This window comes from Streptomyces sp. 135, from assembly GCF_020026305.1.
GTDB lineage: Bacteria > Actinomycetota > Actinomycetes > Streptomycetales > Streptomycetaceae > Streptomyces.
On sequence record NZ_CP075691.1, the window covers coordinates 575,658 to 598,347 of the forward strand.

General features: G+C 72.8%; 17 protein-coding genes and 2 pseudogenes. 6 read left to right on the forward strand and 13 right to left on the reverse strand.

Features of this window, described 5'->3' with window-relative positions; all coding sequences use genetic code 11:
* Nucleotides 1-19: 19 nt before the first annotated feature.
* From KKZ08_RS02670 to KKZ08_RS02680, 3 genes and pseudogenes are all read right to left on the reverse strand, one after another.
* Nucleotides 20-3,064 (reverse strand): annotated as a pseudogene (locus KKZ08_RS02670) (SMC family ATPase).
* Nucleotides 3,061-4,224 carry an exonuclease SbcCD subunit D gene (locus KKZ08_RS02675; RefSeq protein ID WP_223772881.1) on the reverse strand — a complete coding sequence of 388 codons (1,164 nt, stop codon included), beginning with the start codon at nt 4,222-4,224 and terminating at the stop codon, nt 3,061-3,063. The pseudogene KKZ08_RS02670 and the gene KKZ08_RS02675 overlap by 4 nt, the downstream one beginning before the upstream one ends.
* A 94-nt stretch (nt 4,225-4,318) precedes the next feature.
* Nucleotides 4,319-4,945, reverse strand: coding sequence for a YigZ family protein (locus tag KKZ08_RS02680; RefSeq protein WP_223772882.1), 627 nt, complete (start codon nt 4,943-4,945; stop codon nt 4,319-4,321).
* 159 nt (nt 4,946-5,104) lie between these two features.
* On the opposite strand from KKZ08_RS02680, the gene KKZ08_RS02685 reads away from it, so the two are divergent.
* Complete coding sequence (locus KKZ08_RS02685) at nt 5,105-5,782, forward strand: 4'-phosphopantetheinyl transferase superfamily protein (protein ID WP_223778884.1); 678 nt, start codon at nt 5,105-5,107, stop codon at nt 5,780-5,782.
* Nucleotides 5,783-5,854: 72 nt separating this feature from the next.
* Here KKZ08_RS02685 and KKZ08_RS02690 read toward each other — a convergent pair whose 3' ends face one another.
* From KKZ08_RS02690 to KKZ08_RS02700, 3 genes are all read right to left on the reverse strand, one after another.
* Nucleotides 5,855-6,580, reverse strand: a complete 726-nt coding sequence (locus KKZ08_RS02690; RefSeq protein WP_223772883.1) for a hypothetical protein — start codon at nt 6,578-6,580, stop codon at nt 5,855-5,857.
* Nucleotides 6,581-6,680: 100 nt separating this feature from the next.
* Nucleotides 6,681-7,910, reverse strand: coding sequence for a serine hydrolase domain-containing protein (locus tag KKZ08_RS02695; RefSeq protein WP_223772884.1), 1,230 nt, complete (start codon nt 7,908-7,910; stop codon nt 6,681-6,683).
* Between the two features lie 58 nt (nt 7,911-7,968).
* Entirely contained in the window at nt 7,969-8,376 is a 408-nt protein-coding gene (locus KKZ08_RS02700) for a hypothetical protein (protein WP_223772885.1), read from the reverse strand.
* Between the two features lie 253 nt (nt 8,377-8,629).
* Between KKZ08_RS02700 and KKZ08_RS02705 the strand changes: the two genes are divergently transcribed.
* The 3 genes from KKZ08_RS02705 (at nt 8,630) to KKZ08_RS02715 (ending at nt 11,761) form a co-directional block, all read left to right on the forward strand.
* Nucleotides 8,630-10,291, forward strand: coding sequence for an amidase family protein (locus tag KKZ08_RS02705; RefSeq protein ID WP_223772886.1), 1,662 nt, complete (start codon nt 8,630-8,632; stop codon nt 10,289-10,291).
* Between the two features lie 98 nt (nt 10,292-10,389).
* Nucleotides 10,390-10,902 carry a hypothetical protein gene (locus tag KKZ08_RS02710; RefSeq protein ID WP_223772887.1) on the forward strand — a complete coding sequence of 171 codons (513 nt, stop codon included), beginning with the start codon at nt 10,390-10,392 and terminating at the stop codon, nt 10,900-10,902.
* 64 nt (nt 10,903-10,966) lie between these two features.
* Nucleotides 10,967-11,761: a hypothetical protein gene (locus tag KKZ08_RS02715; RefSeq protein ID WP_223772888.1), complete on the forward strand. Its 795-nt coding sequence runs from the start codon at nt 10,967-10,969 to the stop codon at nt 11,759-11,761.
* Between the two features lie 67 nt (nt 11,762-11,828).
* On the opposite strand, the gene KKZ08_RS02720 is transcribed toward KKZ08_RS02715, so the two are convergent.
* The 5 genes from KKZ08_RS02720 to KKZ08_RS02740 all read right to left on the reverse strand — a co-directional run bounded on the left by KKZ08_RS02720 (nt 11,829) and on the right by KKZ08_RS02740 (nt 19,793).
* The gene (locus KKZ08_RS02720) at nt 11,829-13,484 is read right to left on the reverse strand and encodes a DUF4157 domain-containing protein (RefSeq protein WP_223778885.1); all 1,656 of its coding nucleotides are present in this window, start codon (nt 13,482-13,484) and stop codon (nt 11,829-11,831) included.
* A gap of 304 nt (nt 13,485-13,788) precedes the next feature.
* Nucleotides 13,789-14,346, reverse strand: a complete 558-nt coding sequence (locus KKZ08_RS02725) for an XRE family transcriptional regulator (protein ID WP_223772889.1) — start codon at nt 14,344-14,346, stop codon at nt 13,789-13,791.
* Between the two features lie 3 nt (nt 14,347-14,349).
* Nucleotides 14,350-16,515 carry a helix-turn-helix transcriptional regulator gene (locus KKZ08_RS02730; RefSeq protein WP_223772890.1) on the reverse strand — a complete coding sequence of 722 codons (2,166 nt, stop codon included), beginning with the start codon at nt 16,513-16,515 and terminating at the stop codon, nt 14,350-14,352.
* Between the two features lie 67 nt (nt 16,516-16,582).
* Nucleotides 16,583-18,223, reverse strand: coding sequence for an amidohydrolase (locus KKZ08_RS02735; protein WP_223772891.1), 1,641 nt, complete (start codon nt 18,221-18,223; stop codon nt 16,583-16,585).
* Nucleotides 18,224-18,320: 97 nt separating this feature from the next.
* A complete protein-coding gene (locus KKZ08_RS02740) occupies nt 18,321-19,793 on the reverse strand; it encodes an APC family permease (RefSeq protein WP_223772892.1) in 1,473 nt (490 codons plus the stop codon).
* A gap of 247 nt (nt 19,794-20,040) precedes the next feature.
* On the opposite strand from KKZ08_RS02740, the gene KKZ08_RS38570 reads away from it, so the two are divergent.
* Complete coding sequence (locus tag KKZ08_RS38570; RefSeq protein WP_263303326.1) at nt 20,041-20,166, forward strand: hypothetical protein; 126 nt, start codon at nt 20,041-20,043, stop codon at nt 20,164-20,166.
* Nucleotides 20,167-20,395: 229 nt separating this feature from the next.
* On the opposite strand, the gene KKZ08_RS02745 is transcribed toward KKZ08_RS38570, so the two are convergent.
* The gene (locus KKZ08_RS02745; protein WP_223772893.1) at nt 20,396-21,079 is read right to left on the reverse strand and encodes a transcriptional regulator; all 684 of its coding nucleotides are present in this window, start codon (nt 21,077-21,079) and stop codon (nt 20,396-20,398) included.
* A gap of 157 nt (nt 21,080-21,236) precedes the next feature.
* Here KKZ08_RS02745 and KKZ08_RS02750 point away from each other — a divergent pair, with 157 nt between their 5' ends.
* Nucleotides 21,237-21,692 carry a TerB family tellurite resistance protein gene (locus tag KKZ08_RS02750; protein ID WP_223772894.1) on the forward strand — a complete coding sequence of 152 codons (456 nt, stop codon included), beginning with the start codon at nt 21,237-21,239 and terminating at the stop codon, nt 21,690-21,692.
* A gap of 53 nt (nt 21,693-21,745) precedes the next feature.
* Here the strand turns inward: KKZ08_RS02750 and KKZ08_RS02755 are convergent.
* A pseudogene (locus KKZ08_RS02755) lies at nt 21,746-22,677 on the reverse strand (M56 family metallopeptidase).
* Nucleotides 22,678-22,690 lie beyond the last annotated feature (13 nt).

Genomic DNA, 22,690 nt, shown 5'->3' on the forward strand with positions numbered 1-22,690 from the left:
GCGGCGGCAGCCCGAGCTCTCACCCGCCGCCGCCCTGCCGTACGGACGATCCGGCCCGCCCCTTCACCACCTCCAGCTGCGCGTGCACCCGTCGTCGCAGGTCAGCAATGTGGCTGACGATGCCGACACTGCGGTCCCGCTCGCGCAGCGAGTCGAGGACGTCGAGGACCTCGTCCAGGGTCTGGTCGTCGAGGGAGCCGAAGCCCTCGTCGATGAACAACGTGTCCAGGCGTACGCCGCCCGCCTCGTCGCTGACCACGTCCGCAAGGCCCAGCGCGAGCGCGAGTGAGGCGAAGAACGTCTCGCCGCCGGAGAGCGTCGCCGTGTCACGCTCGCGGCCCGTCCACGCGTCGACGACGTGCAGGCCGAGGCCCGAGCGGCCGCGGCCCGTACGGTCGTCGGAGTGCACGAGGGTGTACCGCCCGGATGACATCTGCCGCAGCCGGACCGTCGCGGCCGCCGCCACCTGTTCGAGACGGGCGGCCAGGACGTACGACTCCAGGCGCATCCTGCGTTCGTTGTCCGCGGAGGTGCCGGCGGCCAGCCCCGCGAGCCGTGCCACGCGGTCGTAGGCGGCGCGCAGGGGGGCCAGCCTGCGTGTCCCGGCGACGGTCCGGGCCGAGAGCCTGTCGAGTTCGGCGCAGCGCCCGCCGCGGCGTCGAGCGCGGACGACGCGGCCCGCAGGCGTCGGCCCGCGGCTGCCGCCGCCCGCGCGCCCGGCAGGTCGGCGGGGGCCGCTGCGCGCGGCGGCCGTGTCCGGTTCGGCGAGGACGGAGCGGACGGCGGCTTCTTCGTTCCGCCAGTCGTCGATGCGGTGCTGGAGTTCGCGGTACCGGGCGTCGTCGAGCAGGGCGGCGGCCGCCTCTTCCGGCGTGTCGAACCCGGCGCGGAAGGCGGCGTCGGCGAGCCGCGCGTCCGCCGCCTTGAGCCGCTCGGCCGTGTCGTCCGCGGCGCGGGCGGCGTCCGCGGCCTCGGTGAGCAGCGCCGTCCGCCGCTCCAGCTGGGCGGCGCGGGCGGCGACGCTGCCGGCCGTCCGCGCGCGCGGGACAACTCCGCGCCGAGGGACTCCTGTTCGCGCTCCAGGGCTTCGCGCAAGGTGGCCCGTGACGCGGCGCGGCGCGCGGCCTCCTGCTGTCCGGCGACCCGTCGGTCGTATTCGCGCTCGGCCTGTGCGAGCGCTTCCCGTGCGGCGTGCAGCCCGGAGGCACGGTCACGGGCCTCGGCGTAGGAGCGCCTCAACTCCGCTACGTCTGCGGCAAGTTCGTCAACGGTCGGCTCATCGGCGGTCAGTTGGTCGACGTCCCCTTCCGCGCCCGAGCCGCCGCGCGCCGCCTCCGTGGCCGCCGTCAGCGACGCCTGTACGTCGCCGAGCGCGCGCTCGGCGGCCGAGCGCGACTCCAGCGCGGCGCGGTGGGCGGCGAGCGCCTCCTCTTCGGCGCTCCGGTCCACGTGACCGGCGGTCTTGCGCGCGGGAGCGGGATGTTCCGTCGCTCCGCACACCGCGCACGGTTCGCCGTCCGCCAGATGGGTGGCGAGTTCGGCGGCGATGCCCGCGAGGCGTTGTTCCTTGAGGGCGAGCCAGTGTTCGTGGGTGGCGGTGGCGTGTTCGCGGGCGGTGAGGCGCGCTCCCGCGCCGCCGCCGCGTCGTGCGCGAGCCGGTCGCGGCGGCGGGCCGCGTCCAGGCGGGTCTGCGCGGGTTCGAGGCGGTAAGCCAGTCGCTCGGCGTGCGTGGCGGCTTCCTGGGCGGACGCGACGCGTTCCTGAAGGGCGGTCCGGGTCGCTTCCCAGCCGTCGAGCCAGCCCGATGCGTCCTGCAAGAGGTCGTCGTCGGCGCGCTCCTGCCGGTCCAGCGCGGCGCGCTCGGCGGTGATGTCGGCGAGCCGCTGCTCGGCGCGCCAGGCGGAGCCGAGGCCGCCGAGCTCCTCGGCGGCCTTGCGCGCGGGCGGCGGCGAGGCCCGCCGCGCCGCGGCCTCGAAGGTCTCGGGCAGGTGTGCACGCGCGCGTGCCTCTTCCCGCGTCGCCCGGCGGTGCTCGGCCTCGGCGGCTTCGCGCATCCCGAGCGCGGGGCGACCGTCTCGGCCTTGCGTGCCCGCTCCAGGCGGTGCTCGCGCTCCCGCTGCTCCGCCTCGCGCGCGTGGAGCCGCGCGGCTCGCTCCCGCGCCTCGGCGAAGCGGGCCTGCAACCGGTCGAGTTCAGCCGCGTCGGCGAGGCGGCGCTCGGCGGCGGCCTGCGCGGATTCGGCGGCCGTGAGCGCGCAGTGCGCGATGGTGAGCCGCTCACGGGCTGCCGTGCGGGCGACGGCGGCCCAGGTCAGGACCTCCGTCGCGAGGCCCGGGTCGCCGGGCGCGAGGTCGGGCAGGGGCAGTTCGGTGTCCCGGCCGGCGTCCGCCGCGGCCTGCTGCATGCGGTGCGCGTCGGCAAGGAGCGCCGCGTCGCCCTCCTTGACCTCGGCCTCGGTGGTGCGCCGCTGCTCGGCGAGCCGCTGTTCGACGGCGGCGAACCTGCGCGTGTCGAAGAGGCGCCCGAGCAGCTTGCCGCGAGCTTCCGCGTCCGCGCGCAGGAAGCGCGCGAAGTCGCCCTGGGGCAGGAGCACGACCTGGCAGAACTGCTCCTTGCTCATGCCGAGCAGCTGGGTGATCTCCTCGCCGATCTCCTGGTGGGACCGGCTCAGGTCCTTCCAGCCGCCCGCCTGGGTGCCCTCGCGGAGCCAGCTCTGCGCCTTCTCCGTGGTCGTGCCCGTGCCGCGCTTCTTGGGCCGCTCCCACGGCGGCTGTCGGGTGATCTCCAAGCGGCGCCCGGCGACGGTGAGTTCGAGGCACACCTCCGTGCGCGTGCCCTGCGGGGCGTGGTCGCTGCGCAGCGTCATGCCCTGTCCGCTGCCCTGCCGCGCGCCCGGCACCGATCCGTACAGGGCGTAGCAGACGGCGTCGAGTACGGAGGTCTTTCCCGCACCCGTCGGGCCGTGCAGCAGGAAGATCCCGGCGGCGGAGAGGTCGTCGAAGTCGATGTCCTGGGTGGTGCCGAAGGGCCCGAAGGCGGTGATGCGGAGGCGGTGGAGTCTCATCGGGCGACCTCGCGCAGGGTGTCCTCGGTGCGGACCGCGTCGAAGGCGGACCGCAGGACCGCCTGTTCGTGCGTGTCGGGACCCGCGCCGCGCACGTGGGCGACGAAGTCCTCGGCGATCTCCTGGTCGCTGCGGCCCTGGAGCCGCTGGGCGTACGAGACGTCCGGGTCGTCGGGTGCCCTGTCCGGGTCGAAGACGAGGCTGAGGGTGTGGGGGAAGCGCTCGCAGAGGCGCGCCATGGGGTCGTCGGGCCGTACCGCGTCGGTCAGGGTGGCCTCGACCCACGCCTCCTCGTGCCGGGCGAGGGCGGGATCGCCGAGCAGGTCCTCGAGGGTGCCCCTGAGACGGGCGAGCGCGCGCGGCACCGGGCAGTCGACGCGCTCGGCCTCGATCTGCCCCTCGGGGCCGAGGTCGACCAGCCACATGCTCTTGCGGTGGTCGGCCTCGGAGAAGGAGTACGGCAGGGGGGAGCCGGAGTAGCGCACGCGCGGGCCGAGCGTCTGGCTCCCGTGCAGATGCCCGAGCGCGGCGTAGTCGACGCCTTCGAACACGCCGGCCGGGACCGCCGCGACACCGCCCACGGTGATGTCCCGCTCGCTGTCGCTGACCTGGCCGCCGCTGACGAAGGCGTGCGCGAGCACGACGGAACGGGTGCCGGGCGCGCGGCCGGCGAGATCGGCCCGCACCCGCTCCATGGCGGCCGCGAGGACCGCCTCGTGGCCCGCCTTGGCCACGCCGAACTCGTCCTTGACCAGGGCGGGTTCGAGGTAGGGCAGGCCGTAGAAGGCCACGTCGCCGTGGCGGTCGGCGAGGATCACGGGCTCCGCGCAGGCGGCCGGGTCGGTGCGCAGGTGGATGCCGGCGCGGTCGATGAGGCCCGCGCCGACGCCGAGGCGGCGCGCCGAGTCGTGGTTCCCGGAGATCATCACCGTCGGCACGCCGAGGTCCGCGAGCCGGTGCAGCGCGTCGTCGAACAGCTCGACCGCCGCGAGCGGCGGCACCGCCCTGTCGTACACGTCGCCGGACACCACGACGGCGTCGACGTCGCGCTCGCGCACGGTCGACTCCAGGTGACCGATGAAGGCGGCCTGGGCGTCGAGCATGTTCACGCGGTGGAACGATCGGCCCAGATGCCAGTCGGACGTGTGCAGCAGCCTCATGATCCCCGAGACTAACGGGCGGGTCGGACATCACGGGCGGCTACTCCTGTATCCGTCCGTCTCCCCGGGCCCCGGCTCCCCGGGGCCCCGCTCGTCAGGCGTCTCCGTACGCCTCTCCGCCGAGTTCGAACTCCGCGCTGCCCGCGGTGGCGTCGGCCAGCCAGCCCCGGAAGGCGTCCACGTCGGCGTCCGGAAGACCGATCTCGATGGTGACGGCGTCGCCGTAACGGACGTCACGCACCTCACGGCCGGCCGCCCGCAGATCGTTCTGGACCTTGCCCGCGCGCTGGTGGTCGACGGTGACGGTGGCGAGGCGGAAGCGGCGCCGGGTGACGGTGCCGAGCGTGTCGAGCGCCTCGCCGACCGCTCCCCCATAGGCGCGGATGAGTCCGCCCGCGCCGAGCTTGACGCCTCCGTAGTAGCGCGTCACGACCGCGGCGACGTACCGCATGTCGCGGCGCATCAGCATCTGGAGCATCGGGACGCCCGCGGTGCCGCCGGGCTCGCCGTCGTCACTCGCCTTCTGGATCGCCGCGTCGGCCCCGATGACGTACGCGAAGCAGTTGTGGCTGGCCGTCGGGTGCTCCTTGCGGATGCGCGCGACGAAGTCCTGGGCCTCCCACTCGGTGGCCGCGGGCGCGAGGGCGCACAGAAACCGCGAACGGCTGATCTCGGTCTCGTGCACGCCCTCGCGGGCCACTGTGCGGTACTCGTCCTGCATCACGCCAGCGTAGGCGCTCGCCGGGCACCGCCCACGCCGGGAGCGGCGCCGGGTGGCACAGGTCACTGTCCGCCCGCGCGCGGCGTCCGCCGGGTACCGTGATCCCTCGTGACGTCACCCTCGATACCCGTGCGCCAAGTCCCGGGTTCCTCCGGCCCCTTGGCATCCCTGCTGTCCGCCGTGCCCGTCACCGTCGTCGAGACCCACGACGACCCCGCCGACGCCGTCCTCTTCCCCGAGGAGGAGGCGGTGGTGGCGAACGCGGTGGCCAAGCGGCGCAACGAGTTCACCACCGTGCGGCACTGCGCGCGGGCCGCGCTGAAGAGCATCGGCGTGCCGCCCGCCCCGATCCTGCCGGGCCAGCGGGGCGCGCCGCGCTGGCCGGCGGGGGTCGTCGGCAGCATGACGCACTGCGCCGGCTACCGCGCGGCGGTCGTGGCCCGTGCCGACGAGGTGACCTCGCTCGGCGTCGACGCGGAGCCGGGCGAGCCGCTGCGGGACCCTGACGTCCTTGGGCTGATCGCCGACGAGGCGGAGCGTGCGGCGCTCGCCGGCCTGGGCGCCCGGCATCCGGGCACGCCGTGGGACCGGCTGCTGTTCAGTGCCAAGGAGTCCGTCTACAAGACGTGGTTCCCCCTGACCGGCCGCTGGCTCGGCTTCGAGGAGGCCCGGGTGGAGCTGGACCCGGACGGGACGTTCACGGCGCGGCTGCTCGTGGAGGGGCCGGTGGTGGAGGGCGTCGAGCTGAAGGTGTTCCCGGGCCAGTGGATCGTCCGCGACGGGATAGCCGCCACGGCGATCGTCCTGCCACTGGGGACGCCCGCGGTCCGGTCGTAGGCAGCGTCCGCGCAGCATGCCCGTACCCCTCACTCCGTACGGGCATGCTCGCCTCTCAGTGCTCCACGAGTCTCAGTGCCCCACGAGTTCCTCCCGCGACCTGACGTCCTGATCCGTCAGGATGTGGAAGTGCCGCCCATGCTCGGTCAGCACCTTCAGGAACCCGGGCTCGGCCTGCATCACGTACCCCCGCAGATCCTCGCCGTCACGCATCTCGATCCGTTCCAGCGGGACCCACGGAGTGGTGATCGTCGCCGCTCCGAGCAGCATCGCGAGGCCGGCCAGCGCCACGAGGTGACGTGTGGCCCAGAAGGCGGCTCTCCGCAGCTGTCCCCCGGCCCGTACGCCGTAGCCGATCCCGAGGACCAGTCCGCCGACCGCGGCCATGACCAGCAGGACCCACCAGCTGTGGAAGGTCCCGACGTACGCGACGACGGCCACGACCGCGATCAGCAGCAGCATCGCGCCTGCCAGGTCGGGCCGCTCGGCAGGCCGGCCCTCCACCAGCGCGCGGTTCCTGGCCTCCCGCATGGCCCGCGCCTCCATGACGAGCCGGAGGACGGCGACCGGCAGGAGGAGCGTGAGGAAGAGCACCGAGGCGAACGAGTCGGCCATCACGGTGCCGAGGACGAGGCCGATGGTGTCGTCGAGGTCGAGGGTGTGGAGAACCGCGAAAGCGGTGTGCCAGTCGTAGCCGGACACGGCGAACAGCCGCAGGAGGAGAAAGGCGAACGCGGCGGTGGTCACCGCGAGCCCCGCCCCGTGCCCGTCCGTCTCTTCCGTCTCATGGGATGCCATGTGTGCCTGAACGGGGCGGGGGCTCTCGGCGTTTTCCGTCACGGTGCCATGATGATCACCACTCCGGTGATCGGCGAGGGGACCGGCGCCGACCGTGGGATCAGTCGTCCACCGCCTGGTACAGCGTCGTCCAGAAGTCGTGGATGAGCCGCGCCGCGTCCGGGGTGGACATCCCCACCTGCGTGAGCAGGACCCCGGTGAGCCGCTTGTCCGGGTCGGCGTACGCCGTGGTGCCGGTGCCGCCGTCCCAGCCGAACTGGCCGACGGGGGCGTAGTCGCCGCGGTAGGTGCGTACCGCCATCCCGAAGCCCCAGCCGCCGTGCTGCCCTTGGCCGAACGACACATGGACGTTGTCGCGGGCCAGCGTCTCCCGGGCGGTCTGCTGCTCGGGCGTGAGGCGGTTGGTGGTCATCAGCTGGACAGCGGGGCGCGACAGGATCCGGTCCTTCCCGTGCATTCCCTGATTCAGCAGCATCCGGAAGTACGCGTAGTAGTCGTCGACGGTGGAGACCAGCCCGCCGCCGCCCGCCGGGAACGCCGGAGGCCGGCTGTACCGTCCCTCCGCCGCCTCGTCCCACACGATGAACTCGCCGGTCTGCGGATCAGGGACGTAACTGGGCGGCAGCCGGTCGATCTCGTCGGCGGGCACATGGAAACCGGTGTCCTTCATCCCCAGTGGATCAAGGACGCGCTCGCGCAGGAACGCCTCGAACGGCTGGCCCGTGACCCTGGCGACCAGCACGCCGAGCACGTCATGGCTGATGTGGTACTGCCAGCGCTCTCCGGGCTGATACATCAGCGGAAGCGTGCCGAGGCGGCGCATCCACTCGTCCGGCTCGGGCGCCGGCTCCCCTCCCTGGCTCCAGATCGCCTGCTCGAATATGGCGGCCTGGATCGGGGTGCCGAGCGTCGTCACGTCCATTCCGAGCCCGAACGTCGAGGTCAGCAGGTCCCGTACGGTGATCGGCCGCCTTGCCGGCACGGTGTCGTCCAGCGGACCGTCGACCCGCTTCAGCACCTGCCGATCGGCCAGTTCGGGCAGCCACGGTTCCACCGGGTCGTCGAGGCGCAGCCTGCACTCGTCGAGGAGGATCATCACCGGCGCGATCGCGACCGGCTTGGACGTGGACGCCATCCGGAAGACGGTGTCCCGGCGCATCGGCGCATCGCCGTCATGGCGCATCGTCCCGATCGCTTCGACGTACGTCTGGTCTCCCCGGCCGGCCAGGGCGACGAGCCCCGGGATCTTGCCGGACTCGACATGCCGTGCCAGCACGTCCCGCACTCTGCGCAGTCCGGCTTCGGAGAAGCCGCTGTTGTTCTGTCCCATCATGAATCTCCTTGCGTACGGCGGTACGGCGATACGGCGGGCCCTGCGAGGCCTGCCGTCACGCGGCGTCGAGGGCTCCGGTGATCTTGCGGGTCATCGCGGTCATGGCGGGGGTGGGCTCGCCCTTGTGGGCGCGGGCGGCCGCTTCGATGGCGACGTCTATGGCGTCGCGGAAGTTGTCCGCCTCTGCCGGGGCCTGGTTCTTGAGCAGGCCCATGGCCGCGGTGAGGGCGGGCAGCACCTGGTCGGCGAGCGCGGCGACGGACTTGCCGTTCAGGTTCTCGATCTTCGACTTCTCGGCGAGTACGTGCCCGACCAGGCCGGTCGCGGAGCTCAAGGCGAGGGAGCCGTGGGTGGCGACCTTATGGGGCGAGCCGGCGGCGTCGGCGGCGGCCAGCAGCGAGACGGCGCCGTACGCGGCGGTCCGCAGGGTGTGCTTGTCCTGGACAGTAAGGGTGACGGACATGGTGGTGTGCCTTTCGGTGCGACGGGCGGCGAGTGGATGGTGCGTGCGGTCCCGGTGGGGCCGATGTCTCCAAGATGTCCGCCGGGCCTGTCAGCCCCCTGTCACGCCACTGACACGGTCACTGACACCGGGTTCCACTACGTTTGCGCAGGTCAGCTCGGTGGCCAAGTCCCGGACATGAGCGCGGCGTTCGCGAACTGCCGTGGCCCCGCACCCTTGCGCCGGACGGTGCCCGTGTAGTCCGCTGACCCGCATGAGGAAGAGGAGCATGGCCGCAATGACCGCCGCCCTCGTCGCGGGGTCCCTGCTGACGGTCGTACCGCATGCCGGTGCCCAAGCCGCCGGGCATCGCACCGACAGCTCGTCGCCGGTGACCGGGTCACCGCTCGTTCCGGGGGTCGACCTGGACACGGTGACGATTCCGGAGTTACAGGCGCGCATGGCGGACGGTTCGCTGACCTCGTCGGCGCTGACCCGGGCCTACCTGCGGCGGATCAAGGACATCGACCCGAAGATCCGCTCGGTGCTGCGTACCAGCCCGACCGCACTGCGTCAGGCCGCCGCCAGCGATGCCAGACACCGGCGTGGCGCGACCCTTGGGCCACTGGACGGGATCCCCGTTCTGCTCAAGGACAACGTGAACACCCGTGACATGCCGACGACGGCAGGATCGCTCGCGCTCGCCGGGAGCCCGCCGAGCACCGATGCCGCGCTGGTGACCCGGCTACGCGAGGCGGGGGCGGTGATCCTCGGCAAGACCAACCTGTCCGAATGGGCCAACTTCCGGGCCGCGAAGCCGACATCGGGGTGGTCGGCGGTGGGTGGGCAGACCAGCAACCCCTACGTCCTCGACCGGAATCCGTGCGGTTCGTCGTCGGGCTCCGGCGCCGCGCTCGCCGCGTCACTGGCGCAGGTGGCGATCGGCACCGAGACGGACGGTTCCATCGTGTGCCCGGCAGGGATGAACGGCGTCGTCGGCCACAAGCCCAGCCTCGGCCTGGTCAGCGGGTCGGGCGTGGTGCCGATCTCCGCCGAGCAGGACACGGCCGGCCCCATGGCGCGCAACGTGATCGACACCGCGCTCACGCTGTCGGTGCTGAGCGGCCGCAAGGGCTCGCGTGGTGACGGCGCCCGCCCTGGCGGCCCGCAAGGCCTCCCGGGCCTCCAGAGCCGCCCCGGTCTGCCGAGCCTCCCGGACAAGGGCGCGGCGGCGGACCAGTGGGGCACCAGCCTGCGCGACAAGCGGATCGGCCTGTGGCGCCTGCCCTCGCTCGGACCCGACGTGGACGCGGTGATGACCCGTACGGCGGAGAAGCTCCGCAAGGCCGGAGCCGTGGTCGTCGAGGTGACACCCCCGTACCAGGCACGGCTCGCCGAACTCGAATTCCCGGCACTGCTCAGCGAGTTCCACCGGGACCTCGACGCCTACCTCAGCACACGCGAGGGCCCCCGAGACCTCGCCGAACTGATCGAGTTCAACCGCGCCCACCCCGAGGAACAGAGCTGCTTCACCGGCCAGGAGCTCTTCGAACAAGCCCTCGCCGCACCGCCCACCACCGATCCCGGCTACCGGGTGATGCGCGCCGAACTGAAGGACCTCTCCCGACGCTCCATCGACGAGACCATGACCGCCCACCGCCTGGACGCCATCGCCGCCCCCACGAACCCGCCCGCCTGGACGACCGACTGCGCACGCGGCGACAACGACGTCATCCCGTCCTCCACACCGGCGGCGGTCGCCGGATACCCGTCCCTCTCGGTGCCCGCCGGGACCGTGAACGAACTGCCGGTCGGCATGCTCCTGATGGCCGGCGACCACGAGGACGCCGAACTCCTGTCCCTCGGGGCGGCGGTGGAGCACCGCCTCAAGGCCTGGCGAGCACCGCGCTACCTGCCGACCATCGACACCAAGTAGGTTGCTATATGTAGCGACACGATTACATACTGTAGCCTCCCGTGTTCGGTGCAAGCGCACCGACCGGAGCAGGTGAACACGGAGGAGCAGACGTGCGGATGTGGAAGACGACGGTCGCCGCGGCGTCGATGACGGTCCTGGCACTCATCGGCAGTACGTCGCCCGGCGCGGCACGAGGGGCGGGGCCCGATCCGTCCGCTCCGGCCGCGGTGCCCGCCGGGCAGGGGCCGAGCGATGGCCGAGTGGAAGCGGGGCGGTCCGGCTCGGATGCCGACGCCTCGGCGGTGATCCGGTGTGAGGGGCAGGTGCAGCGTCCGCACAACTCCACGCACGTGCCCGGCACGGTCAACGTCGTCGTGACGGTCTCGTGCACGGGTGCGGTGCCGGAGATCACCACGCGGGCGGCCCTCTACAAGAACGGACGGCTCGTCAATCAGTCCCGGCTGAGGACGCAGCGGAACACCCGAGGCGGCCAGAACAACGTGGCCGTGAGGTGCAGCCCCGGCAACTACCGCGGCTGGATGTACTTCAAGGTCGTCTTCCCGCCCGGTTACCGGCCGCCGACCGGGTCCTCCAACGGCTTCGGCCAGGAGGTGGCTCTCTCCTGCTGATCCGCGGCCGCGTCGGAAGAGCGGCGCCTGCCGCACGGGGCGCCGCCGGGGAAGGAGTTCCAGCGTGCGCCCCACCTCAGCCCGGATTCTGAGCCGGCGAGTGAAGCAACTCGACGCGGCCGACGACCTGACCACCGGCACCGACGCCGCGCTGCGCCATTTCACCTCCGTCATGACGAGCTGGACCGAGCCCGAAATGGCGGCCCTGGCGGGCGGGCCCGCGATCCTCGCTCCCTCCGAGACGACGGAGGCGGACGAGATGGCCGACGACTGCCGCCTGCTGGACCGGCTCCGCCGGGACGAGGAGAGCCTGGTCCGCGGGCCGCTCGACCGGGGCCGCCAGCACTGGATCGGCACCAGCCCACACTGCCTGGTACCGGACCGGCGGCCCGCCCTGGACCCGGATCGGTTCACCGTGCCCGGCGACCATCCTGGCCCGCCCAGTACGAAGCCGTTCCAGACGGGGCTCTACACGTCCACGGCACGGCGTGACGGGCCCGGCATGTGGCGCATCTACCTCGACCTCGGGTCGAGCCTCCACCCCCGGCCCTGGCAGACGTGGCACCTGCCGGTCGCCGTTCCCGCCGCCGCCGTCCTCGAGATCAACGGCGCGGGCGACTGGGCGGCTTTCGTCGGGCGCTACCCCCTCGTCCACGGCGACGACGTCCACCCCGACTGGGCCGGGGTGGCCCGGGACTACGCCGGGGTCCACATGACGCTGCGTGCGATCGTCGCGGTCCAGGGGTTCCGTATCCCGGTGCGGGACGGCCTCGCGGCGGCACCGTTCTGGGACATCGAATCCGTGCTGTGGCTGCGCTGGTGCTTCGCCGCCCCCCGCCTGGTGGAAGTCACGCCATGAGCACGGCCATGATGGTGCGATGAGCATGGCCATGACGGTGAGATGACCGCAGTGGACGGTCCCCCGGTCAGGACAGGACGATCTCCAGCCAGGGACTCATCATGGTTCCGCTCGCGCCGCGCGGCTGCTCCTGCAGCTCCGCCTGGGCGACTTGCAGATTCTGGCCCGGTCCCTGCCAGAACGTGTACGGCCCGCCACCGCTCTCGGACGGGATCAGCGCCCAGTACTGGTAGTGCGTCAGGGTGAGGTAGACACGCTTGTTGATGTAGTCGAGCACCACCTTGACGTTGTGCTCCCAGTCGCTGCCCGTGCCGGTGTACTCGGCGAAGCCGCGCGGGGCCGTGGCCGCGTTCTGGACCGAGGAGCCCGCGCCGGACTGCGAGTGAGCGGTGTAGTGGGCGTGCAGCGGCTGGGCATGCGCGGGGACGGCCGCGGGGTCGAACTGGTTGTCGGGGAGTCTGCCGTAGTCGTCCTGGTGCCAACTGCGCAACGTGCCCGGCTGGTTGGGGCTCTTGTCGCGGACCGCCTTCTGGGCCTCGGTCCGCTCGTCGATCACCGGTTGCCGCTGTCCCGTGTCCGGTGTCTCCAACTGGTAGCGCACATCGAAGATGAGGTTGAGCAGCGGGCGCGGCAGCATCTCGACGGCCTGCCTCAACGTGAGCCGCGTCAGCGGCAGGTTCGCCCCGCCCCGGGCATGGTTCTGGAGCCTCGGCTGCTCCTGCGGGGCGCCCGCGGCGACGACCGGGCCGAGTGCCCGGCCGGTCTTCTCCCTCATCGTGTCGTCGTTCCCCCAATACGGCTCCGTCTGGCCGGAGAGGGACGTGTGGTAGTAGCCGGTTTCCTCGGTGCTCGGCGCCGTCGCGTACCGGGTGGCGGCGTTCGGCACCGGAACCATGGCGCCCGGTCCCTCCGCGTGGTCCGGCGGGTTGTAGTCGGAGACGTAGGTCTCCTGGCTCTCCAGGAAGGTGTTCACCTCACTGACGAGTGCGGTGGTCAGCCGGAGGGCCTCCGGCATCCCGAGGGTGGTGCCCCTGAGCCCCCGCTTGATCTTGTTGAGCTTCGTCTGGAACTCGCCCTTGGGGCTGAGGTTCTGGGCGCGGCTCACCTCGTCCTGCACGGCGATCGCCAGATACCGCATGAGCTGGGCCGCGGTGAAGGTCTGTTCGGTGGCCTCCACTCCCCGCATGTACATGCCGGGAGTGACCTTGACGATCCGCTGCACGGCGGCCGGCCCACCGGCCCCCGCGCGCGCGGGGGAACCGGCGTCGTGCACCACGGTCGCCTGCCCCGCCATGACGCGTCGCGCGGTGGCCTCGGCCTCCCGTTCGAACCGGTCGGCGGGGTCGGAGACCTTCAGACCGGTCCCGTCGTCGGTCCCGGCGACGGGGCCCCGGCGCTGCTGGATCACGTGCACGAGCTCATGGGCCAGGGTGTGCCGGTCCGCGCCGCCGTCCCCGACGACGACGTGACTGCCCGAGGTGTACGCCCGCGCTCCCACCTCGGCCGCGGAGGACCGGGCCGCCGAGTCGCTGTGGATCCGTACGTCGGAGAAGTCGGCGCCGAGCCGGGCCTCCATGTCGGCACGGGTGGCCTCGTCCAGGGGACGTCCAGGGGCACGCAGCACGTCATGGACGGCTGACCGCTGTACCTCGGGCTGCTGGTGCCCACAGCCGGCACCGTGCTGGTGCTGCTCCGCGGACAGGTGCCCGGCCTGGCGCAACATCTGCACCACGGCCTCGTTCCCGGCAGCCGCCTGGAGAGCCGTGAGGCTCCCCGGAGCCGCCCGTGGTCGGGCGGGCTGCTGGGACGCTCGGCTCGTATCGGCGGCGGTCGTCCGCGCCCTGTCACGGTCGTGCACGTGTTCCCCATCTGACGGCGGATCTCTTCTCTCCCTGGATACAGGGCGAGCGGTACCGGCACCAGAGGCGTCAGGGCAGCCCGAAGGGCCGAACGGCTGCCTTCCTGTGCCCTCGGAAACCCCCAGGAGCAGGGCCTGGCCCGAATACCGTGCTCGCCGCCGCCCGTACCTACAGCTCGATCTCGATCTCCTCCACGTCGGTGAACTCCACCATCAGGTCCCGCGCACGGCGGCCGTCGTCGCGGAAGTACATCTGGCCCAGGCCCTGGGCGGCGATGTCCAGGAGCTGCTGTTCGGTGGCGCCTTGGTCGCGGGCGTCGAAGAGCTGCTGGGCCCACCGCGGTGGCAGGGCCTGGGTGATGTGCCGGATACGGGCGTCGTCGGTGGTGCCGGGGGCCGCGGTGAACCCGAAGCGCGCCCTGGTGGAGACGACGATGCCGTCAGTGGTCGCGGCCTGCTTCTTCGCCCTGGCCCTGACCTGCGGCTGCCATCGCTTCTTGACCTCGCGCTCCATGCGCGCGGCCAGCTCCTTGCGGGGCCGCTTGAGCTTCCCGACGACGTACCGCTCCACGGTCCGCTGGGACACCCCGAGCGCCTCGGCGGCGGCCTTCGTACCCTTGAACTGCTTGACCAGGTACTTCATCTGCGCCTGCGCGGACTTCGGGACCGGGCGGGTGAACGCGCTCTCCACCGCCCGGTCCAGGCTGTCCCCGAGCTTGTCCGGCATCGGCTACTCCCCGTCGTCGGCGGTCCTGCCGCCGTCCTTGATGATGCGGGCGATGTTCACCAGGCCGTGCTTCTCGTACTGCTCCTCGGCCCACAGGGTGGTCTGGGTGCCCTCGTGCTTGACCATCCCGGGGCTGACGCCGAGCCGGAAGCCGCCGGGCACCGGCTTGCCGTCCGGGGTGCGCGGCAGGAAGTCCAGCGGACTCGGCCCGGGCGAGGGGTAGACGACGCAGTCCGTGCCGATCGCGACCGGGTAGATGTCGGCGGCGGCCGCGACCTTCATCATCTTGCGGTGCATGTTGACGCGGGTCGTCGCCAGCACGGCGGCCCGGATGTCGGGGCGCCATTCCTTGCGCTCCAGGGCCGGCCACGGCTCGAACATCGGTGTGCCGCGCGGGCGTTCGCGCAGCTTGCCGATGCCGCCCTTCGCGGTCGCCTTGATGGCCTTCAGTACGAGCGCCATCTCCGGGTCGACGCTCTTGGAGGCGGCCATCGCCTCCAGGAACGCGTGCTCCTCCATGCCGGAGACCACGCCGAGGTCGGCCATCGTCTCCATGTAGGCGTCGCGCAGCCGCTGGTACCAGGCGTCGAGGTAGCCGCCGTGCTCGTGGCGGACGTACGCCTCGACGGGCCGCACCTCGAAGCCGAGCTCCACCGCGTACGCCACCGTGGGCGTGGCGTACCAGGCCGGGCCCTCCGGGCGCTCTCCCCTGGCGGTGAACGGCGACGGCAGGCGCTCGTCCAGGGCGATGTGGGAGAGGTCGACCAGCCAGGACCCCGGCAGCTTCGGGTCGAACACCGGGCGTCGGACGTGGGTGGGTCCGCCGAGGCCGACGGTGAGCCGGTTCGCGGCGGCGGCGAACGCCATGTTGACGTCGATGCCGACGACGTACGGCTGCATGCACTCCGCGTCCGTCAGCGGCCGGCACCAGTCGTACGACTCCTCCATCAGCATCTCGGCGGGCGTGCGCTGATGGTGGCGCGGGAACTTGCCCTTGAGGACGGGGTGCCCGTCGGGGACCTCGCACTCCACCGGCTCGTACACGGCCGTCAGCGCGCCCGGCGCGGGGGCGCTGTGCCACTCCCCCGTCCTCTCGTCCCTCACGGCCCTGGTCGGCGGGTGCAGTGCCACCATCAGCTCCAGGCCCGTGACGGCGGTGGTGCCGCGCGGCGTCATCACGCGTGTCGCGTACGTACCGAGGAACCTGGCCAGGTCGGCCGCGCTCATCGTGGGCAGCAGCGGAGCCTCGCGGTCGTCCCATTCACGGACGTCCAGGGCGTTCCAGGCCGGGACGCACAGCTGGACGCAGTTGCGCTTCGCCCCTTCGGCCGGGCGGAAGATCCTCGCCCACGGACCGAACCCGCGCTGGGTGAGCTGCCACTCGGCACGCTCCAACTGCTTGAGGACCGCGTGCCCGGCCGGGAGACGGCCGGCCCTCCGCTCCTCCTCCGACAGGGCGGCGGGCAGGCCGTAGCGCTCCAGCGCGGACGGCATCAGGACCAGGACCGGGTCGGCGTCCTTGCCGTTGCGGTGCAGCCGCGGCTGCCCGAGGCGTGCCTCCTTCAACGTCCACTCGACAAGGGCCGGGATGGACTTGGCGGGTACGTCCAGGACAAGGCCGCCGACGCAGTACGCCGACACGTGGCCGTCCTGGTCGCAGTCGATGACGGCGAGCGGGCCGTTCTCGAAGCGGGGGTCGACGGCGGCCGCCCCGGCCTTCTTCGCGGCTGACTTCGCGCCTTTCTTCGCGGGAGCGCGTCGCGGCACCACAGTCGGCCCGGTGGTGTCGCTCGCCGCCGCGGGGCGGGAAGCCGGTACGACGGAGGGTGCCGGAAGCGGTTCCGGGGGCGCGGGGGCCGCGGCGGGCTCGTCGGCGGCGGGTGCCGGGAAGCGGGCCGCGAGGCCTTCCAACAGCCGTGCGTAGGCGGCCCGCTTCGGCGGCCGCGGCTCGGTCCTGCCGCTCTCCCAGTTCCCCACCGCCTCGCGACGCGCGTCCAGCGCCTGAGCGACCTGTGCCTGGCTCAGCCCCGCCGCCTCGCGCAGCCGCTTGCGTTCCGCGGGGGGCGGCAGCTCATCCTGCGCGACTTGCTCCAGCAGCGCGTCGACGGCGCCGAACAGATCGTTCTCAGTGGACACAGAGGTCACCTCCACGAGCCACCCTATAGTCATCGCTCATCGGATCCGGCACCGAAACGCGCCTCAAACCGCTCGCCGATCACTCAGATGCGCGCCTGCCTCACACCACCGGGTCGGACCCCGCCCTGTACGTGGGCCGGCCGCCCAGCCACGTGCCCAGTACGCGCGCGTGGCGGATCGCCATCGGATCGACCGCGCGGGGGTCGGCGGAGAGCAGGACCAGGTCCGCGGGGGCACCCGGCGCCACGTGCAACCGGTCGTCGGCACCCGCCTGGTGGGCCACTCCGGAGGTGGCCGCCGTCAGCGCCTGTTCGACCGTGAGCCGCTGGTGGGGGATCCAGCCCTCTTCCGGCTCCCCCGTGAACGTACGCCTGGTGACGGCGACTTGGATGCCCTCCAGGGGGATGTGCGAACTGACCGGCCAGTCGCTGCCGAAGGAGAGGTGCACGCCGTCCCGTGCCAGCTCGCCCATGGGGTACTGCAAGCCCGCCCGGTGTGCGCCGATCCGCGGGATGGACAGCTCGGTCTGGAGCGGGTCCGGCTGGGCCCACAGGGGCTCGAAGTTGGCGATGACGCCCAGTGCGGCGAAGCGGGGCAGGTCGGCGGGGTCGACCAGTTGGACGTGTGTGATCACCGGGCGCCGGTCCCAAGCGGGGTTGCCGGCGACCGCGGACTCGATGGCGTCGAGCGCCGCCCGTACGCCCGCGTCGCCGATCGCGTGGATGTGGGTCCGGAAGCCCGCGGCGTCGAAGGCGCGCACGGCCTCGGCGAGCGTCTGCGGCTCCCACACGGGCATGCCGCAGCTGTGCGGCGCGTCCAGGTACGGGGCGAGCATGGCGGCCGTACCGCCTTCGATGACACCATCACTGAAGAACTTCACCGTCCGCGCGGACAGCAGGTCCCCGCCCTCCGCGGACACACGCGCGCGTGCCTCGGCGAACGGCTTGAGCTGCGCGCGCCACCGGTCGGGGTCGGCGCGCTGGGCGAGGTCGGCGCGGACGGCCAGGGCGTCGCGCCGGGCGGCGGCGAGATACGCGTCCACCATCTCCGGTTCCACCCAGGCGTCCTGGACCCAGGTGATGCCCGCGCGCGCGTACGCGTGGCCAGCGCGGCGCAGCGCCTCGACGAGTTCGTCCACCGAGCGCGAGGGGACCTGGTCGAGCACGAGATCGCAGGCATGCCATTCGCGCAGCGTGCCGAGGGGCGAGCCGTCGGGGCGGCGCACGATCCAGCCGAGGCGGGGCTCCGGGGTCGTCTCCGTCACGCCGGCCCTGCGCAGGGCCTCGGTGTTGCACCAAACGGTGTGGTAGTCGTAAGCGCGCAGGACGACGGGCCGGTCGGGCACCGCCGCGTCCAGCCAGCGCGCGTCGAACTCCCCCTCGGGGGCGAGCGCGGGGTCATAGGAGGCACCGACGATCCACTCCGCCTCCGGGTGCGCGTCCGCCCACCGTCCGACCTCGGAGACGATCGCGTCGACGGATGCCAGCTCCTTGATCTGCGGCCCGAAGCTCTCCAGGCCGCCGAAGAGGGGGTGGGCGTGGCCGTCTCCGAAGGCGGCCATCAGCAGGCCGTCCCCGATGTCGATGACCTCGTCCGCCGTGGCGGCGAGGCTTCGGGCCTCGTCGCCGAGCGCGAGGATCCGGCCGTCGCGCACCGCGAGTGCCGTGGTGTCCGCCCGGGGGTCGCTCCCGGTGCGGATCGTGCCGAGGAAGACCAGGGTCGTCGTCGCCATCATGGCCATGCTGTCGCCTTCTCCTTCTCGCGTGCGCTTCGTCGTGGGTGTTCGCCAAGTCGCCGCGCCGCGTGGCGGGGCTGCGCGGTGTCGGCGCGCCGGGGTCTCAGACGCGCTCGGCGTCCACGGTCGTCAGCCGCTCGTACGCCGCCGGATCCTGCCCCTTGACCCGCAGCGCCAGTCCCATGCCCACCCCGAACAGCACCGGCAGCGGCAGGACCAAGGCGGCGTTCACGCCCGCCGAAGCTCCGGTGAGGAGATCGAGGTGGACGCAGACCAGGACGATCATGGTCACCAGTCCCCCGCAGGCGAGCACAGGCGCGGCGACGACCCGCCAGGCCGGCATGGCGCGCCGGTCGCGGCGGAAGAAGCCGTACACGGCGAGCGCGGCGAGCGCCTGCATGAGCATCACGCCGAGGATGCCGGAGCCGCTGCTCCACAGGAACGTGACGCTGTAGGGATCGGCGCCGCTGACCACCGTCACGACGATCACGGCGAGCGCGATGGCCGACTGGGCGACGACCGCGGCGGCGGGCGCTCGCGTCCTGGCGGAGGCGGTGCCGAGACGGGCCGGCAACAGGCCCTCCCGGCCGAGCGCGTAGAAGTAGCGGGCCGCGCCGTTGTGGAAGGCCAGCGTGGCGGCGAAGGCGCTGGTGATGATCAGCCCGTGCATGCAGTCGGCGGCCCAGGCCCCGGTGAAGCGTTCGGTGGCGGCGAACACCATGTCGGCGCCGCCCTGCCCGTTCGCGACCTCCTGGGCGCGTCCGCCGCCGTACGCGTTGATGATCATCCAGACGGTGAAGGTGTAGAAGAGCGCGAGGAACGCCACGGCGATGCAGGTGGCGCGCGGCACGGTCCGCTCGGGTCGGCGGGCCTCTTCCGCGTAGATCGCGGTCGCCTCGAAGCCGACGAAGGCGCCGACGGCGAGGACGAACATGCCGCCGACCCCCGACTCGCCGAGATGGGCGGGCGAGAGCGCGCCGAGGTCGAGGCCCTCGGGGCCGCCGCCGTGCGCGAGGACGCCCGCCTCGAAGACGAGCAGCACCAGGACCTCCAGGACCAGGGCGACGCCGAGGACCTTGGCGCTGAGGGTGACCTTGAGGTAGCCGAGCACCCCGATGGCGGCCAGGCCGGCCGACGCCCAGACCCACCAGGGCACGTGAGCCCCGGTCAGGTCCTGGAAGCCGGACTCCGTGAACCACCCGAAGGCCGCGAGCAGGCCGACCTCGATCGCGTTGTACGAGAAGAGCGCGACGTACGCGGCGCCCGCTCCCGTGGGGCGGCCGAGACCTCTGCCGATGTAGGCGTAGAAGGCGCCGGCGTTGCGCACGAACCGGCTCATCGCGGTGAAGCCCGCCGCGAAGACGATGAGCAGCAGCCCCGAGAGCAGGTAGCCGAGCGGGGCCGCCCGGCCCGACATGCCGATGGCCAGCGGGGCGACGCCCGCCATGACCGTCAGTGGCGCGGCCGCGGCCACGACGAAGAAGACCAGGTCGCCGGTGCCCACGGCGCCGTCGCTGAGACCGTGGGAGGGGGGAGCTGGACGTGGGGGCGGTACGGAGGAAGGGGGTGCGGTCACGCGCGTACTCCCGAAATCACAGACGCCGACGGGCCCGAGACGCGATCGCCGAACAGGCAGGCCGCAGGCCGGAATCACGTAAAACCAAACCCTCTGGTCCGAGCTGGCAGGACCGTACTCTGCGGGAGAAGCGTCTGGGAAGAGGGCCCTGGAGAGGGCATGAGGAGAGGTCGCGAGGGGGGTCCTCGAAGGCGTACGGCGAGGCGGTCCTCGCGCCGAGCCGCAGATCGACGTCTCCGCGTTCGCCGTGCCGTCCTCGCCCGACGCCCTCGCCGCGTGGGCGCGTTCGTACCGCGACGCCGCGCGCGCCGCCTTGCTGCCGCCGTGCGCGGCGCGCAGGACCGCGGCGAGGACCGGCACCCGCGGCGCGTGACCCGAGGGGGCGATCATCGGCGGGAGCAGGCCTTCGGCTCGGGGCTCGACGCGCTGGTGCGGGGCCTTGGCGCGCAGTTGAACGAACTGCGGGGCGGGGCAGGACGGTTCACCGGCCGGGCGGTGTCAAGGAGCAAGGCCGAGCGTGCCGCCGCAGGCGCGTCGCCCGGGTGTCGGCGTGCTGCCGAGGAGTTCGGCCGGCCGGTGCCCTGCCCCGCACCGCCACCCCCTCACGCGCCCCGCGCCGCCTCGTCCCCGCTCGCCAGTGTCTGCCAGAACATCTCCTCGTAGCGCTGTACCAGCCGTCCGTAGCGCAGGTGAGCGGCCGTGACCCGGCCCCGGTCGAGGCCCGCCTGCACCGCGGCGAGCGCCTGCCGGTCCAGCTCCGGGGCGGGCTCGGCGAAGAGTTCGAAGAACCCGAGGGCCTCGTCGCCGAAGCCGTAGCGGTCGCGCAGCGCCTCGGCGATCATGGCGCAACAGTGGCCCCAGGAGGCGAAGTTGGCGGTGAGCGCGAGGACGACGTCGGCCGGTTCGCCGTTCAGTGCGAGCCAGGCCGCGTAGGCCGGGTAGGCCTGACAGCCGGCCTGCGGCTCGTACATCGCCGCCTCGTCCCGGCTCACCCCGCAGGCGGCGAGCAGCGGGACGAGGCGTTCCTGCGCGAGCGCCTCGCCGTCGGCCAAGGCGCCGAAGAAGGCGGCGGACTCCGGGTCCTTGGCCTCCTCCGCCCGCCGGGCCAGGTGCTGGAAGGAGCGCCGGTCGGCGGGGATCACGTGGCGCTGCTCCAGGGCGAGGACCGCGAGGGTGCGGAGCGCGGCCGTGCCGTCCGCGATGCGCGGGACGAGCGGGTTCGCCTCGGGGTCCAGAGCGAGCCGGGCGGCCGTGCTCCGCAGGAGTTCGTGTGCCGTCGGCGTCATCGCGCGCACCTTCCGCTGGGCGGGAACTTCTCGGTCCGACTGCTAGTTTCTACTCTGTTGTAGAAATTGGCGAGGCCACGGACGTACGCAAGGCGTCCGGGACCCGCGCCGACACGCTGATACACCCGATACATCGATACGTTTATGGAGTCCTGAAATGGCCCTGTGGGACCGCGTCAAGGAATCGGCATCGACGATGCAGACCCAGCTGATGGCGAAGAAGAACGACCTCAAGAGCGGTGCCTTCCGCGACGCGAGCATGGCGATGTGCGCCCTGGTGGCGGCCGCCGACGGCACCGTGGACCCGGCCGAGCGGCAGCGCGTGGCCCAGCTCATCGGCACGAACGAGGTGTTGCAGAACTTCCCGGCGGACGACCTGCGCAGCCGCTTCGACGCCTACGTGGACAAGCTGACCGCCGATTTCGCGTTCGGCAAGGTGAGCGTCCTCCAGGAGGTCGCCAAGGCGAAGAAGAAGCCGGCGGAGGCCCGCGCGGTCATCCAGATCGGCATCGTCATCGGCGGCGCCGACGGAGACTTCGACAAGGACGAGCAGGCCGTGGTCCGCGAGGCCTGCTTCGCGCTCGACCTGCCGCCGCACGAGTTCGACCTCTAGCCCGAGGCGGGGGCGGCCCGGAGTGGCGCGGCAGCTCGAAACGGCGTGGCAGCTCAGAGCGGCGTCGCCGCGCGCAGGATGAGGACCATCGTGACCGCGGAGTTCGCCGACGACATCGCCGAGACCACGGTGCCGAACGCCGCGCACCACAGGGCCAGCCCCACCGCCGTGAACAGGGAGGGCCGGGTGCGGGCCGCTGGCGCCAGGGCGAGCAGCGCGGCGACGCGGCGCGGCACCGGTCCCGGCGCGGCGAGCCCCGCGAAGGTCGGCGCGGGACGCCCCGCGAGACCAGGGCCGCCTTGCCGATCGCGCGGGCGACGACCCGGCGGTCCCGCACGGCCCGCGCCGCCGCCTCGTCGGCCCACCGCTCCGTGGTGAAGGCGACGGAGGTGCGCAGCGGCCGCAGGAACGGATTGGCGCGGGCCGCCAACTGCGTGACCAGCAGGTGCCGGTGGTGCCGCGCGGCCAGATGGGCCCGCTCGTGGGCGAACAGCGCGCGGCGCTCCGGCGCCGCGAGCCGGTCCAGCATGCCGGTGGTGACCACGACCCGGCCGCCGCCCCGCGTAGGCAGGGCGTAGGCGTACGACGCCTCGTCGCGGAGTACGGCGACGGACGCGCCGGGCAGCTTCGCGAGGGCGCGGCGGCCCCGGTGGCGTACGCGCGCGTGCCGCCAGAGGGTGCGCGCGGCCGCGGCGCAGACGGCGAGCAGCGCGGGGATCGCGGCCTTCCCGGCGACCTCGTCGTAAGGGACGGCGGCCCGCACCTCGGGGTCCGACCAGCCGTCCGGCAGGGGATTTCCCGGCAGTTGGGCGGTCCCGACGACCATGAGGAGCGCCAGGCAGAGCGTGCTGCACACGGCCATCACGCCGGCGACGGCGGTGAGCACGCGCGTGGCGGTACGCGGGTGGAGGTGCTGCTCGGCGAGGCGGGCCACGGGCCAGGCGGTCAGCGGCAGCACGAGGGGCAGGAAGACGAAGACGCCCATCAGGCAGGAGCTC